Below are 15,099 nucleotides of genomic sequence, written 5' to 3' on the forward strand. Positions count from 1 at the left end.
CGGTCACCGTCTCATGCGTGCCAGTCCAGCGGCACCCGGCGGTCGCGATCCCACGGGCGCTCCCACCCGGCCAGGTGCAGGATGCGGTCGATGACGCCCGCGGTGAAACCCCAGACCAGCGCGGAGCAGACGAGGAACGCGGGCCCGAGGTGGCCGCGCGGATGGACGGCCATGGCGCGGTTCGCCGGGTCGGTGAGATCCGCCACGGGGACGCTGAACACCCGCGCGGTCTCGGCCGGATCGACGACGCCGACGGGGCTGCGCTCGCGCCACCAGCCGAGCACGGGCGAGACGACGAAGCCGCTGACGGGGATGTAGAGCCGCGGCAGCACGGAGAACACCTGCACGCCCGCGGGGTCGAGCCCCGTCTCCTCCTGCGCCTCGCGCAGCGCGGCGCGCAGCGGCCCTTCGCCCTCGGGGTCGCCGTCCTCCGGGTCGAGGGAGCCGCCGGGGAAGGAGGGCTGGCCGGCGTGCGAGCGGAGAGAGCTGGCGCGCTCGGTGAGCAGCAGCTCGGGGCCGTCGTCGCCGTCGCCGAAGAGGACGAGCACGGCGGCGGGCCGGCCGCCGTCGCCGTCGGGTGGGAGGAAGCGGCTCAGCTCTTCCGGCCGTACGGTACGGGCCGCTTCGGCGACCGGCGCCAGCCAGCCGGGCAGCCCGGCGTCGCTGACGGCCACGGGCGGCCGGCCCGCGGGCGCGGCAGAGCCGGACGCACGCGACTGGCGCGTCGCTGACGCAGAGGATCCGGGCGTACGGGACGCGTGCGTACGGGCTCCGGGCGTACCCGACCCCGGCGTGGCGGACCCGGGCGCCTGGGACACGGGCGTTCGACCCACGGGCGTACGAGCGGAATCCGCGCCGTCGGCGGGCCCGTCCGCGGCGCTCGCGGCGCCGTGCGCGCCCCCGTCCGCTTCACCGCGCGCCTCACCCGCCGCCGCCCGCGCCGAAGCACCGGGCGCCGCCTCGTCCGCCGTGCCGCGCGCCGCACCGCCGCCCGGCCCGCCGGGCGTCCCGAGAGAGGGCGTCATGCGGCTCCCAGCGGGGGCGCGGGCTTCCCGGGGTAGTCCGGCGGGGGCTTGAGGCGCTGCCCGGGCATGCCGCCCTTCTCGTACTTCAGCAGCTTCTGCGCCTTCTCCGGGTCCGTCTCCCCCTCACCGTACGCCGGGCAGAGCGGGGCGATGGGGCAGGCGCCGCAGGCGGGCTTGCGGGCGTGGCAGATGCGCCGGCCGTGGAATATCACGTAGTGCGAGAGCATCGTCCAGTCCTTCTTCGGAAAGAGGGACCCGACCTCCTGCTCGATCTTCTCGGGGTCGGTCTGCTCGGTCCACTTCCAGCGCCGCACGAGCCGCGCGAAGTGCGTGTCGACCGTGATGCCGGGGACCCCGAAAGCGTTGCCGAGCACGACGAACGCCGTCTTGCGGCCCACGCCGGGCAGCTTCACCAGGTCCTTCAGGTTCCCCGGGACCTCGCCGCCGAAGTCGTCCCGCAGGGCCTGCGACAGCCCCATGATCGACTTGGTCTTGGCGCGGAAGAACCCGGTGGGCCGGATGAGCTCCTCGACCTCCTCGGGGTTGGCCGCGGCCAAGTCCTCCGGCGTCGGGTACTTCGCGAAGAGCGCCGGCGTCGTCTGGTTCACCCGCAGGTCGGTGGTCTGCGCGGAGAGCACCGTGGCGATGAGCAACTGATACGGGTTCTCGAAGTCCAGCTCCGGGTGCGCGTACGGATACACCTCGGCCAGCTCGCGGTAGATCCGCCGGGCCTGCCGCACCAGCCCCGTCCGCGTCGGGGCCGGTTTCGCCTTGCGCACCACCGCGCGGCCCCCCGCCGCCGATGCCGCCTTGCCACTCTTCGCCATGGGGCCAGCCTACGGGCCCCGGCTGACACCGAAGCGTGAAACCGCGGGGGCCCCTCCCGGGGAGGCGAAACCAAGATTGAGCGGCCGTCGTCGTGAGTAGGGTACGCATGAACGTCGCGAGCAGGGTGATGGAGGGGAATCCATCGATGGTGCCTGACGACGCCGTGATCGGCTGTCTGGGCGTTCTCGTCATCCCCACCCGCGGGTCCGCGGGCCCCGGCGAGGTGCTGGTGCGGGTGAGGGGTGGCACCGAGACCTTTCTCGCCTGGTCCGCCGAGCCGTTGCCGCAAGGGGCGGAGGTGCTCGTCACCGAGTACTGCGGCGGTCGCCAGGTCACCGTGATCGCGTGGGCCGATCCGCTGGACGAGCTGACCGGCGGCATCGGGCCCGTGGAGTGAGGAGGTAAGCATGTTCGGCTATCGCGTTCCGGCCCCCGACCAGGCCATGCTCGTGTCGGGCGGCAGGCGCCGGCGGGACGGCGCACCGTTCCGCGTCGTCGTCGGGCACGGCGGGTTCGTGTTACCGATCTTCCGCAAGACCCGCTTCCTGTCGCTGGCGATGCACGAGTCCGAGGTCGCCGAGTACTGCGTGACCAGGCAGGGGATCCCGCTCACCGTACGGTCCGTGATCGCCTTCAAGGTCGGCAACGACATCGAGAGCATCGTCAACGCCGGGCAGCGCTTCCTCTCCGAGCAGAAGGAGATGTCGGTGCTGACCGGCCGGATCTTCGCCGGCCACCTGCGCGCCATCATCGGCTCGATGACGGTCGAGGAGATCGTCACCGAGCGGCAGAAGCTCGCCTCGGAGGTGGTGGAGACCTCCAAGAGCGAGATGGGCCGGATCGGTCTGATCGTCGACTCGTTCCAGATCCAGTCGATCGACGACGGCGACACCGGCTACATCAAGGCGATGTCGGCGCCCCATCAGGCGGCCATCCAGCGCGAGGCGAAGATCGCCGAGGCGCAGGCGGCGCAGAAGGCGTCCGAGGCGGAACAGGAGTCCGCCCGGAAGCAGGCCGAGTACGCCAGGGAGACCGCCATGGTGCGGGCGCAGTACAAGGCCGAGGTCAGCCGGGTCGAGGCGGAGGCGGCGCAGGCCGGGCCGCTGGCGCAGGCGCACGCGCAGCAGGACGTGCTCGCCGCCCAGACCGAGCTGGCCGAGCGCGCGGCCCGGCTCCGCCAGCAGGAGTTGCAGGCGGAGGTGGTCAAGCCGGCCGAGGCGGAGGCCGAGCGGGTGCGGGTGCTGGCCCTCGCCGAGGCGGAGCGGATGAAGATCCAGGCCGAGGCGGCGTCCTCGTACGACAGGGTGGCGCTGGACCAGCAGTTGATCGACCAGCTCCCGAAGATCGTCGAACGGGCCGCGGCCGGCCTCCAGGGCGCGAACATCAACGTGCTCAACGGGGCCGACGGGCTCGGCGAACTCACGGCGGGGCTGGTCGGCCAGGGACTGGCCATCCTGGACTCGGTCAGGACCACCATGCCCCAGCCCCGGTCCCCCGAGAGCGAACGGCTGAACGACTAGCGCACATCGATCCGGCCTTCCCGGCCCTCTCCCCCGCCGGCGGGCATCCCGTACGGCCGGGAGAGGCCGGCCGCCGCCCGACAGCGGGGTGTGCTGGTCCCCGCGGCGGGTGTCGCTTGACCTGAACCATCGTTGAACTTCTACGTTTGGCCCCGTCGAGTCGATCAGGACGGGAGCGTGGTCGCGGTGCGTGCGATCGAGGTGCGGGAGTTCGGCGGGCCCGAGGTGCTGGTGCCGGCGGAGGTGCCCGAGCCGGTGGCCGGGGCCGGGCAGGTCGTCGTGGGGCTGGAGGTGGCCGACGTCATCTACCTGGACACCCTGCTGCGGGCCGGCTGGGGCGGCGACATCTTCCCGGTGCGGCCGCCGTACGTGCCGGGCCAGGGCGGCGCGGGGACCGTGCTGGCCGTCGGGGAAGGGGTCGACGCGGCGTGGGCCGGGCGGCGCGTGGCCGCCCCGGCGTCCGCCGGGTACGCGGAGCAGGTCGTCGCCGAGGTGGCGGAGATCGCTCCCGTCCCCGACGGGCTCGGCCTGGCAGAAGCGGGGGCCCTGCTGCACGACGGCACCACCGCGGTGCTCCTCGCCCGCGCGGGGAAGGTCCGCGAGGGCGAGACGGTGCTCGTGGCGGCGGCGGCCGGCGGGGCGGGATCGCTGGTGCTGCAACTGGCGCGCGACGCGGGGGCGCGCGTCATCGCGGCGGCGCGCGGCGAGCGCAAGCTCGCGCTCGCCCGCGAGCTGGGCGCGGAGCACACCGTCGACTACTCCGAGGACGGCTGGCAGGACCGGGTCCGCGACGCCGCCGGCGGGGACGGCGTCGACCTGGCCTTCGACGGCGCCGGGGGCGAGCTGGGCCGGGCGGCGTTCCGTGCGGTGGCGCGGGGCGGCAGGTTCGTGACGTACGGGACGTCGGGCGGGACCTTCGCCGAGATCGACCCGCGCACGGCCGCGGAGCGGGACGTACGGGTGACCAACCTCCTGGAGGGCGGCCCGCCGCCCGCCGCCGTCTCGCAGGCCGCCCTCGTCGAGGCCCTGGACCTCGCCGCCGCGGGCCGCATCAGGCCGGTGATCGGCGCGACCTACCCGCTGGCGCGCGCCCGGGACGCGCACGACTCGCTCGCCCGGCGGGCGACGGTGGGCAAGTCGCTGCTCGTCGTGTGAGGGCGCGGGCGGGGCTTCACATGTGGATCGTGGGTGCCCCGCCCTTCAGCTCCTTCGGTGCGCCCCGCCGGTACAGGAACAGGGTCACCAGGGCGCCGGCGGCGAAGAAACCCGCCGACCACCAGAACGCGGTGTGGTAACTCTCCAGCGCCGCCTGCGCCTTCACGGCCGGGTCCCTGGGATCGCGCCCCGAGAGGTAGTTCGTGGCGGCGCTGGCGGAGACGGTGTTGAGCAGGGCGATGCCGATGGAGCCGCCGACCTGCTGCATGGCGTTGACCGTCGCGGAGGCCACGCCCGCGTCGTGGACGGAGACGCCCAGCGTGCCCAGGCTCATCGCCGTCGCCACGATCAGCCCGAGGCCGAAGCCCACGATCACGGTCATCGGCAGGATGTCCGCCGCGTACGAACTGTTCAGGTCCAGGCTCGTCATCCACACCAGGCCGGCCGCCGCGATCGCCATGCCCGAGGGCACCACCAGCCGCGGCCCGATGCGCGGTACGAGGACGTTGGTGGCGAGCGTCGCGGCGATCACCAGGCCGCCGACCATCGGCAGAAAGGCGACGCCGGAGTCGATCGGCGTGTAGTCGAGGCCCGTCTGCAGGAAGTACGTGAGGAAGAGGAAGACGCCGAACATCCCGCCCGCGGAGATCAGCATGCCGAGGTAGGACGCGCCGCGGTTCCGGTCGGTGACGATGCGCGTGGGCAGCAGGGGGTGCTGGCTCCGGGTCGACCACCAGGCGAACGCCGTGAGCAGCACGCCGCCGGCGATCAGCAGCCCCCAGGTGGCCGGCGCGCCCCAGTCCTGGTGCTCGGCGTTGGAGAAGCCGTAGACGACGCAGAAGAGGCCGGCGGTGACCAGGGCCGTGCCGGGCACGTCGAGCGTGACGCTCCGGTCCCGTGCCGTACGGGTCAGCAGCGCGGAGGCGAAGCCGAAGGCGACGACGGCGAGGGCCACGTTCACGTACAGCGTCCAGCGCCAGTCCAGGTACTCGGTGAGCACCCCGCCGAGCAGCAGGCCGATGGCGCCGCCCGCGCCGGACACCGCGCCGTAGACGCTGAACGCCTTCGCCCGCTCGCCCGGGTCGGTGAACGTCGTCGTCAGCAGCGACAGCGCGGACGGGGCGAGGAGCGCGCCGGAGGCGCCCTGGAAGGCGCGGGCGAGGATGAGCATGTCGAAGCTGACGGCGGCGCCCGCCACGGCGGACGCGGCGGCGAAGCCGACGAGACCGACGAGGAAGGTGACCTTGCGGCCGACAAGGTCGGCGATGCGGCCGCCGAGGAGCAGGAGGCTGCCGAAGGCCAGCGAGTACGCGGTGACGACCCACTGCCGGTCGCCGTTGGTGAAGCCGAGGTCGGACTGGGCGGACGGCAGGGCGATGTTCACGATGGTCACGTCGAGGACGACCATCAACTGGGCCAGGCCGAGGACGCCGAGGATCAGCCACCGATGGCGGTGGGCGCGGTCGTCTTGGGGCATGACGGCGACGGCGGGCGGGCCGGTTTCGCCGGCGGGACCGCTGCCGGCTACGGCGTCGGTAGGGGACATGGCAGGCTCCGTGTGGGGGGGATCGGGTACTCGGAGGACCGGACTGGGCTCGTACGGGTACGGCGTAGGGGTATGTGGCCGTCGCGGTACGGAGCCCTGCCCGGCGGCGTCGGGCCCGCGAGGCGGGCGTACGGCGGCCGGAGGGACCGGAGTGACCGGCGAGGGGTGGTGAAGGGCGTACGGCTCAGGAGTGACGCAGCGCCGGCAGCACCACGAGGTCGACGAAGCGCGCGAGATACGCGGAATCGGCGAACGCCCCGTCGATCAGCGGGCGTATGACGACCGCGCCGAAGAGCAACTGCGGCAGGAACTCGGCCGCGCCCGGCTGCCCGGGCAGTTCGCCGCGCGCCACCGCGCGGTCGAGCAGGCCGCTCAGGTGCGTCAACTCGTAGTCCGCGAGGGAGGCGTGCAGCGTCGCGGCCAGGTCCCCGTCGGTGAGCGCGGCGTGGTGTATCGCCGCGATCAGCGCCGTGTCCTTCTCCGCGGTGGTGGACAACTCTTCGACGAGGCTGATCAGATCACCGCGCAGCGAGCCGGTGTCGACGGCGCCGGGGTCCACGGGCCGGTTGGCGATCATCGCGGCGACGACCATCTCCGCCTTGCTGTGCCACTGCCGGTACAGGGTCGCCTTGCTGCACCGCGCGCGGGTCGCGACGAGGTCCATCGACAGCGCCTCGTACCCCGACTCGCGCAGCACGCCCAGCACCGCTTCGAGCAGCTCACGCTCGCGCTCGGGGGTCATGCGGGGCCGGCGGATCCGGGCGTCGGGGGCCTGGCCGTGGAGCTGGCCGACGGGTCTGCCGGGCATGACGGGCGATCCTTTTCGTACGGAACGGTTTCGTACGGCCCACGCTAGATCGCGACCGGGAGAAACGCAACCGTTTCACCCAGTGACTTCGCGAGTGGATCCCTCATCGGCCAATCCCCCTTTTATGCCTACTCTTTCGAGCGATTGCCGCACTCGGCGCAGATGCCTAGCGTCGAAGTATGACGATCTCCTCGCCGACCGCCGCGGAGGCCGGGTGCCGCGCATGACCGGAGCACCCGCAGAAGCACTCCGCGCCCTCCTCCCCCTCGGCCCCACCGGTCTCGGCACCGCCGCCGCGCACCCGCTCGCCGGGTACGTACCGGAGGCCGTCCCGAAGCCCGAGGCGGAGCCCCCCGCCCGTACGAAGCCCCGGCCGGAGCCGGCATCCGGCGCCGGACCCGGCACCGACTCGGACCCCGGCTCCGCATCCGCCGCGGGGCCCGAGGCCGGCACCGCGCCACCGCCCGACGGCAGCGGGGAGCGCGGCGGCCTGCGGATCCCGCCGCTGTACTGCCCCGACGCCCTGCGCAACGACCCCGCGCTCGGGGACGAGGTCAACGAGCGGCTGGTCGCGTGGGCGGAAGAGATCGGCATCTTCACCGGCCGCATCGAGCGCCTGCGCTCCCACCAGTTCGGCCGCCTCTTCATGCTCGCGCACCCCGACTGCGACGACCCCGACCGGCTGCTGGCCGCCGCCAAGTGCGGCCTGTCCGAGTGGTCCGTCGACGACCACTGGGTGGACGAGGGCGAGGACCCCGATCCCGCCCTGCTCGGCGAGCGGATGGCGCTGGCGCACGCCGTCATCGACCCCGTCCGGCTCCCCGCGCGCTACATGCCGCAGTTCGAGGAGACCGTCCAGCGCGAGCCGGTGCTCCGCGCGTTCCGCTCCGCCCTCGCGCACCTCTCGCGGTACGCGAGCCCCACCCAGGTCGCCCGGCTGCGGCACGAGTTGGCCGTCATGTTCGTCGGGTACGGCCAGGAGGCCGAGTGGCGCTCCTCGGCGCGCACCCCCGCGGTGTGGGAGTACCTGCTCCACCGCTACGAGAACGCGTTCTTCCCCTGCATGGTCCTCGTGGACCCCGTCAGCGGGTACGAGCTGCCGCCGGACGAGTTCGCCGACGCCCGGGTCCGCCGCACGTACCTCTACGCCGGCACCGCCAGCGTGCTCCTCAACGACCTGTACTCGATGGGAAAGGAAGACCCCACGGACACCAACCTGCCCAATCTGATCGCCGCAGAAGAAGGCTGCACCCTCCAGGAGGCCGTGGACCGGACGGCCCTCATCCACGACGAGCTGATGCACACCTACGAGATGGAGGCCGCGGCCCTCACCGCCGCCGGCTCCCCGCAGCTCGGCCGCTTCCTGGCCGGGGTGTGGGCGTGGATGGGCGGCTGCAAGGAGTGGCACGCCACCAGCGCCCGCTACCAGACCGCCTGACCCGCCGGGCCGATCCGCCTGCCGGCCCGGACCGCCTGGCCGGACCGGCATACCCGGCAGACCCGGCCCGTTCATCCCTCCGACGCACCCGCAGGTACGCCTGACGGGCCACGCGTCCGCACCGGCACGTCCCCGACCACCACGCCTCACCAGCTCCAGCACGCTCAGCACGCCCTCAGAAGGAGAACGACCATGGCGGCAGCCGCCGACACGAACGTCCTCACCAGCCCGTACCAGCACTCCATCGCCGACTACTGGAACCGGGAGAAGGACCCGGTCAACCTCAAGCTCGGCGACGTCAGCGGGACGTACCACCACCACTACGGCATCGGCGAGGTCGACCAGTCCGTGCTGGCGGGCCCGGAGGAGACCAGGGAAGAGCGGATCATCGCGGAGATGCACCGCCTGGAGACCGCACAGGCCACCCTCCTCCTGGACCACCTCGGCGAGCCCGACCGCGGCGCCCGGCTGCTGGACGCCGGCTCCGGCCGGGGCGGCACGAGCTTTATGGCGCACGAACGATTCGGCTGCCGCGTCGACGGCATCTCCATCTCGCAGTCGCAGGTCTCCTTCGCCAACGACCAGGTGCAGCGCCGCGGGCTGGGGAGCGCGGTGCGGTTCCACCTGAAGAACATGCTCGACACGGGCTTCGAGACGGGTGCGTTCCGCGGGATCTGGAACAACGAGAGCACGATGTACGTGGAGCTGGCGCAGCTCTTCAAGGAGCACGCGCGGCTGCTCGCGCGCGGCGGCCGGTACGTCACCATCACCGGCTGCTACAACGACGCCTACGGGCTGCCGTCCCGCGCCGTCAGCCAGATCAACGCGCACTACATCTGCAACGTCCACCCGCGGTCGACGTACTTCAAGGAGCTGGTCGCGAACCGGCTGGTGCCCGCGGAGGTCATCGACCTGACCGAGGCGACGATCCCGTACTGGGAGCTGCGGGCCAAGTCCTCCGTCGCCACCGGGATCGAGGAGGTGTTCCTCACGGCGTACCGCAGCGGGAGCTTCCAGTACCTGCTGATCGCCGCGGACCGGGTCTGACCGGATCCGCTCGGCTCCCGGTGGGCGCCCGCGGCCGGCGGGACCCACCGGGGCGGCCCGGCGCCGGTGGCCGCGTCCGCACCGGTGCCGGGTTCGGGGTTTCGGGTTTCGGGGTTCGGGTTCGGTAAAGGGGCGGGTAAAAGGAGATCGGCCGCTCACGGGGTGCGTGAGAGGCTGGCGTACGTGCGCATCGGGGTGCTGGGTCCGCTGGAGGTGGCGGTCGGCGGGGTGCCGGTGGAGATCGCCGGCGGCCGGCTCCGCGCGCTGCTCGTACGGCTCGCGCTCGACCCCGGCCGGTACGTCGGCACGACGCTGCTCGCCGACGGCCTCTGGGGCGACGACGCCCCCGCCGACCCCGGCAACGCGCTGCAGTCCCTCGTCTCCCGGCTGCGCCGCGCGCTCGGCCGGTCCGACGTCCTCGCGTACGGGCCCGCCGGCTACCGGCTCGCACTGCCGCCGGAGGCGGTGGACGCCGTGCGCTTCGAGCGGCAGGCGCACGCCGGGCGCGAGGCGCTGGCGGCGGGCGACGCCCCGGCGGCGCGCCGGCTGCTGGAGGAGGCGCTGACGCTGTGGCGCGGGCCCGCGCTCGCGGACGTGGCGGACGCGCCGTTCGCGGCGGCGCCCGCGCACCGGCTGGAGGAGCTGCGGCTGGAGGCCACCGAGGACCGCATCGAGGCGGGTCTGGCGGAGGGCGGTCCGGGCGGCGCCCGGCCCGGTGCCGCGGTTCCGGAGCTGGAGGCGCTGACGGTGGCGCACCCGCTGCGCGAGCGCCCGCGCGCGCTGCTGATGCGCGCGCTCTACGCGACGGGGCGGCAGCCGGAGGCGCTGGGGGCGTACGAGGAGTACCGCACGCTGCTCGCGGAGGAGCTGGGCGCGGACCCGTCGGAGGCCCTGCGGGAGCTGCACGTGGCGGTGCTGCGGGGCGGGACGCCGGGGCGGGGCGGCGCAAGCGGCCCGTACAGTACGAGACCCGGCGCCACCGGCGATCCGTACCGTACGAAGCCCGGCACCGGGCCCGGTGCCCCCGACGACCCCCCGCCCCCGGTCCGTACCAACCTGCGCGCCGCCCTCACCAGCTTCGTCGGCCGCGACGGCGAACTGCGCCGCGTGCGCGCCCTCCTCGGCGGCTCGCGGCTCGTCACCCTCACGGGGCCCGGCGGCGCGGGCAAGACCCGGCTCGCCACCACCGCAGCGGAAGCGCTCCTCGACGACTCACCCGGCGGCGTGTGGCTCGTCGAACTCGCGCCCGTGACCGGCGGCGACGACGTCCCGTTCGCCGTACTCGGCGCGCTCGGCCAGCGCGAGACCGCCGTGCTCGACAACCGCCACCTGCCCCCGCGCGACGTGCTGACCCGGCTCACCGACACCCTCGCCGCCGCGCCCACCACCCTCGTGCTCGACAACTGCGAGCACGTCGTCTCGGCCGCCGCCCACCTCGCCGACCACCTGCTGCGCCGCTGCCCCGAGCTGCGCGTGCTCGCGACCAGCCGCGAGCCGCTGGGCATCGACGGCGAGGCGCTGTGCCCCGTCCCGCCGCTGAGCCTGCCCCCGCGGGACGCCGAGGACGGCCGGGACGCCCGCGACGGGCAGGGCGAGCACGCCACCGGCGCGGCGGTGCGGCTCTTCGCCGACCGCGCCCGCGCCGCCCGCCCCGACTTCGCCGTCGGCCCCGCCAACGCCGCCGCCGTCGCCGAGATCTGCCGCCGCCTCGACGGCCTGCCGCTGGCCATCGAACTGGCCGCCGCCCGGCTGCGTTCGCTCCCCGTCGAGCAGGTCGCCGCCCGGCTGGACAACCGGTTCCGGCTGCTGACCACCGGCAGCAGGACCGCGCTGCCCCGGCACCGTACGCTCCAGGCCGTCGTCGCCTGGAGCTGGGAGCTGCTGGGGGACGAGGAACGGCGGCTCGCGGAGTGGCTGTCGGTGTTCCCGGGCGGCGCGACGCCCGAATCCGTCGCGGGCGTGTGCGGCATGGACGTCGTCACCGCGCTCGACCTGCTCGCGGCCCTCGCCGACAAGTCCCTGCTGCAGATCGCGGAAGCACCGCAGGGCGCGCATGCCGAGCCGAGCGCCGGTCCGCGCTACCGCATGCTGGAGACCATCCGCGAGTTCGGCCGCGACCGCCTCGCCGAGGCCGGCGACCTCGACCGCGTACGTGCCGCGCACGCCGCCCACTTCCTCCGGCTCGCCGAGACCGCGGACCCGCACGTGCGCGGCCACGAGCAGCTCGGCTGGATCGCCCTCCTCGACGCCGAGCACGACAACCTCCTCGCGGCCCTGCGCCACGCCATCGACGCCGGGGACGCCGTGACCGCCGTCCGGCTGGTCGCCGCCCTCGGCATCTACTGGATGATCCTCGGCCACCACAGCGAGGCCGCCGACTGGCTCCGCCTCGCGCTCGCCGTCCCCGGCGACCCGCCCCTCGAACCGCACGCGGTCGCCCTCGGCTTCTCCCTCATCAACTCCGCGACGAGCGGCGGCATCGAGCCGGACCCGGCGGCCCTGGAGGAGCTGACGGCGCTGGCCGCACGGGTCGATCCGATGGGCGGGCACCCGATGCTGGCCGTGCTGGAGCCGGGCATCGCGGTGTTCACGGACGACGACGCGCGCGGGCTCGCCGCGATCGACGAGCGGCTGGGCCACCCGGACCCGTGGACGCGGGCGCTGCTGCGGATGATCCGGGCGGCGTTCCGGGAGAACCGGGGGTACGCGCCGGGTCTCGAGGAGGACCTGGAGGCGGCCGCGGCGGAGTTCCGCGAGGTCGGCGACCGGTGGGGGCTGGCGATGGCGCTCCACCAACTCGGCGAGTACCGGGCGCTGCTGGGGGACGCGGAGCGGGCGCGGGCGGGGTTCGAGGAGGCGCTGCGGCTCATGGGCGAGGTGCATGCCGAGGACGACGTGGGGCAGTTGCGCACCCGGCTCGCGCAGCTCGAAGCGGCGCAGGGGCGTACGGAGGAGGCACGCGCGGAGCTGCACCGCGTGTTGGGTGCGGCGGTGCGCGAGGGGCGCTCGCATGTCGCGGCGCTGTGCCGGGACGTCCTGGGCGACCTCGCGCGCCGGGCGGGCGAGGCGGACGAGGCGGCGCGGTGGTACGGGGAGGCGCTGGCGACGCTGCGGCGGGGCGGGGTGGCAGTGCCGCAGATCGAGGCGATCGTACGGACGGGGCGGGCGCTGCTGGCGTGCGTACGCGGAGACCCGGCCGGTGCGCGTACGGAGCTGGCGACGGCGCTCGGCGTGGCGGTCGGGGTGAAGGACATGCCGGTGGTCGCGATGGTCGGGGTCGGCGTGGCGACGCTGGCCGCGGAGTACGGGGAAACGGCGACGGGGCTGACGGAGGAGGAGCACACGGGCGCGGAGTTCGCCCGCGCCGCCGAACTGCTCGGCGCCGCCGACTCCGTCCGCGGGGTCGGCGACGTCGCGCTGCCGGACGCCGCCGACCTGGCCGCCCGGCTGCGCCGCGCGCTCGGCGCGGAGTTCGAGCCGGCCCGGGCCCGCGGCGCCGCCCTCAAGCAGGGCGACGCCATCGAACTGCTCCGCGCGTACCTGGCCGACACCCCCGGCTGTCCCTAGGTGCGCCGCAGATAGGCCCGTACGGCCAGCGGGAAGAACACCGCCAGCACCCCCGCGCTCCACAGCACCGACTCCAGCACCGGCCCCGCGACAGGGCCCTCGACCATCAGCCCCCGCGCGGCCTCCATCACGCCCGTCACCGGGTTCACGTCGACCCACGTCTCCAGCCAGCCGGGGAGAGTGTCGGTGGGCACCAATACGTTGGTGCCGAAGGTCAGCGGGAACATCGCCATGAAACCCACGCCCTGCACCGCCCCCGGCTCCCGCACCAGCATCCCGATCAGCACGAACACCCACGAGAGGCAGAACACGAAGAGCATCACGAGCAGACAGGCCGCCAGGGCCGGCAGCAGTCCGGTCCCGACCCGGAAGCCCACGGCGTAGCCGAAGCCGAGTTGCACCACGATCAGGACGACGAACCGGATCAGGTCGCCGAGCACCGAGCCGATCAGCGGCGCGGAGCGCGCGATGGGCATGCTCCGGAAGCGGTCGAAGACGCCCTTCTTGATGTCGTCGTTGAGGTTGATGCCGGTCTGGACGGAGGCGAAGGCCGTGTTCATGACCATCAACGCCGGCAGCAGGGTCTGCAGATACGCGTGCGTCGAGCCCGCGACGGCACCGCCGAGCAGGTACAGGAACATGACGAGGAAGAGGATCGGCTGAAGCGTCACGTCGATCAGTTGCTCGGGCGTGCGCCTGGTCTTGACCAGGCTGCGGCCGGCGAGCGCGACGCTGTGCCGGACGAGCGCGAAGGGCCGGGCGGCGCCCTCGCGGCGGGACGGCACCGCGGTCCGCTCGGGGGCGGTGAGCGTGGTCATCGGACGGCCTCCTCGGTCTTCGGCGTACGGGCCGCGCCCGCTGTCCCGGTGACGGATCCGGCCGGGGCGGCCGTGCCGTGGCCGGTGAGGGTGAAGAAGACGTCGTCCAGGTCGGGCAGCCGCAGCGACAGCTCGGCCACCGCGATCCCGGCCTCGTCGAGGCGGCGTACGGCCGCCGTGAGCATGCCGTCGTCGGCGACGGGGACGGTCAGCGTGCCGCGCGTCGGCGACTCGGGCTGCGTGCCGGCCACCGCCGCGAGGATCCCGGCCGCGTCCAGCAGCCGCGCCGGGTCCAGCGGGCGCAGGTCGAGGTGGCGGCCGCCGACGCGCCGCTTCAGCTCGGCCGGGGTGCCGTGGGCGATGACCCGGCCGTGGTCGATGACGGAGATCTCGTCGGCGAGCGCGTCCGCCTCCTCCAGGTACTGGGTGGTGAGCAGCACGGTCACGCCGTCCCCGACGAGCGAGCGGACGATGCCCCAGACGTCCTCGCGGCGCACCGGGTCCAGGCCCGTCGTCGGTTCGTCGAGGTAGATGACGTCGGGCCGGCCGACGAGGGAGGCGGCGAGGTCGAGGCGGCGGCGCATGCCGCCGGAGTACGTCCGCACGGGGCGGCCGGCGGCCCCGGCCAGCTCGAAGTGCGCCAGCAGCTCGCGGGCGCGGGCCCGGGCGGCGCCGGTGCGCATGTCGAGGAGGCGCCCGATGAGCACGAGGTTCTCGGTGCCGGTCAGGTCCTCGTCCACGGAGGCGTACTGGCCGGTGAGCCCGATGAGCCGGCGTACCTCTCCGGCGTCGCGGACGACGTCGAGGCCGCCGACGGCCGCCGTGCCCTCGTCGGGGCGGAGGAGGGTGGCGAGGATGCGTACGGCGGTGGTCTTGCCGGCGCCGTTGGGGCCGAGGACGCCGAGGACGGTGCCCTGCCGGGCCGCGAGGTCGATACCGGCCAGCGCGGTGGTCGCGCCGAACCGTTTGACCAGGCCCTCGGCCCTGAATGCGTAGGTCATGCGGTGTCTCCTTCTCGGTCTGCGGGAAGGAGCGTGCCGAGGACCGCTGGCACGGCGCGCACAGGACGCTGTCACGCCGCCACGGTGGCGTTATGTCCGGTTTATCGGATTGCAGGAGGTGCGTTCGCTGAGAGCGGAATAGGGCCGTACGGGTCACCCCACACGCCGTGCACGACGGCGCCCCGACCGGCTCGTTGAGCGCCCGCCCGGGCCTCCGCGCGCAACTACGCGCCCCCGCGCAACCCCCCGAGCGCCCGCTGCTGAGCACCGGAAAAGTGCCGCCAATCGGACCCCTGGGCTACGGTTCACGCTGCGGTACGTCAAACTTGTGACTGATCGCACTGTT

12 protein-coding genes are annotated in these 15,099 nt (G+C 74.0%); 6 read left to right on the forward strand and 6 right to left on the reverse strand.

Going from position 1 to position 15,099, the window contains the following annotated elements; translation table 11 throughout:
• Positions 1–11: 11 nt before the first annotated feature.
• Positions 12–674 carry a CoA pyrophosphatase gene (locus tag DMB38_RS15360; RefSeq protein WP_125935672.1) on the reverse strand — a complete coding sequence of 221 codons (663 nt, stop codon included), beginning with the start codon at positions 672–674 and terminating at the stop codon, positions 12–14.
• A 347-nt stretch (positions 675–1,021) separates the two neighbouring features.
• Positions 1,022–1,852, reverse strand: a complete 831-nt coding sequence (nth, locus tag DMB38_RS15365) for an endonuclease III (protein ID WP_125935673.1) — start codon at positions 1,850–1,852, stop codon at positions 1,022–1,024.
• A 146-nt stretch (positions 1,853–1,998) separates the two neighbouring features.
• On the opposite strand from nth, the gene DMB38_RS15370 reads away from it, so the two are divergent.
• The 3 genes from DMB38_RS15370 to DMB38_RS15380 all read left to right on the forward strand — a co-directional run bounded on the left by DMB38_RS15370 (position 1,999) and on the right by DMB38_RS15380 (position 4,528).
• Entirely contained in the window at positions 1,999–2,250 is a 252-nt protein-coding gene (locus DMB38_RS15370) for a hypothetical protein (protein WP_018835851.1), read from the forward strand.
• A 10-nt stretch (positions 2,251–2,260) separates the two neighbouring features.
• Entirely contained in the window at positions 2,261–3,373 is a 1,113-nt protein-coding gene (locus DMB38_RS15375) for a flotillin family protein (protein ID WP_125935674.1), read from the forward strand.
• 177 nt (positions 3,374–3,550) lie between these two features.
• Complete coding sequence (locus tag DMB38_RS15380; protein WP_125935675.1) at positions 3,551–4,528, forward strand: zinc-binding dehydrogenase; 978 nt, start codon at positions 3,551–3,553, stop codon at positions 4,526–4,528.
• 16 nt (positions 4,529–4,544) lie between these two features.
• Here the strand turns inward: DMB38_RS15380 and DMB38_RS15385 are convergent, their stop codons facing one another.
• Positions 4,545–6,074 carry an MFS transporter gene (locus DMB38_RS15385; RefSeq protein ID WP_125935676.1) on the reverse strand — a complete coding sequence of 510 codons (1,530 nt, stop codon included), beginning with the start codon at positions 6,072–6,074 and terminating at the stop codon, positions 4,545–4,547.
• 184 nt (positions 6,075–6,258) lie between these two features.
• On the reverse strand, positions 6,259–6,882 hold the full coding sequence (locus tag DMB38_RS15390) for a TetR/AcrR family transcriptional regulator (RefSeq protein WP_125935677.1): 624 nt from the start codon (positions 6,880–6,882) through the stop codon (positions 6,259–6,261).
• Positions 6,883–7,105: 223 nt separating this feature from the next.
• Here DMB38_RS15390 and DMB38_RS15395 point away from each other — a divergent pair, with 223 nt between their 5' ends.
• The 3 genes from DMB38_RS15395 (at position 7,106) to DMB38_RS15405 (ending at position 12,934) form a co-directional block, all read left to right on the forward strand.
• Entirely contained in the window at positions 7,106–8,320 is a 1,215-nt protein-coding gene (locus DMB38_RS15395; RefSeq protein ID WP_125935678.1) for a family 2 encapsulin nanocompartment cargo protein terpene cyclase, read from the forward strand.
• Positions 8,321–8,512: 192 nt separating this feature from the next.
• Positions 8,513–9,367, forward strand: coding sequence for a geranyl diphosphate 2-C-methyltransferase (locus DMB38_RS15400; RefSeq protein WP_125935679.1), 855 nt, complete (start codon positions 8,513–8,515; stop codon positions 9,365–9,367).
• Between the two features lie 162 nt (positions 9,368–9,529).
• Positions 9,530–12,934: a BTAD domain-containing putative transcriptional regulator gene (locus DMB38_RS15405; RefSeq protein WP_125935680.1), complete on the forward strand. Its 3,405-nt coding sequence runs from the start codon at positions 9,530–9,532 to the stop codon at positions 12,932–12,934.
• Here DMB38_RS15405 and DMB38_RS15410 read toward each other — a convergent pair.
• A complete protein-coding gene (locus DMB38_RS15410; RefSeq protein ID WP_125935681.1) occupies positions 12,931–13,752 on the reverse strand; it encodes an ABC transporter permease in 822 nt (273 codons plus the stop codon). The two genes, DMB38_RS15405 and DMB38_RS15410, sit on opposite strands and share 4 nt — an antisense overlap.
• On the reverse strand, positions 13,749–14,753 hold the full coding sequence (locus DMB38_RS15415) for an ATP-binding cassette domain-containing protein (RefSeq protein WP_125935682.1): 1,005 nt from the start codon (positions 14,751–14,753) through the stop codon (positions 13,749–13,751). Before DMB38_RS15415 ends, DMB38_RS15410 begins: the two co-directional genes overlap by 4 nt.
• Positions 14,754–15,099 lie beyond the last annotated feature (346 nt).

Origin of the sequence: Streptomyces sp. WAC 06738 (genome assembly GCF_003945505.1) — a bacterium.
Lineage (GTDB): Bacteria > Actinomycetota > Actinomycetes > Streptomycetales > Streptomycetaceae > Streptomyces.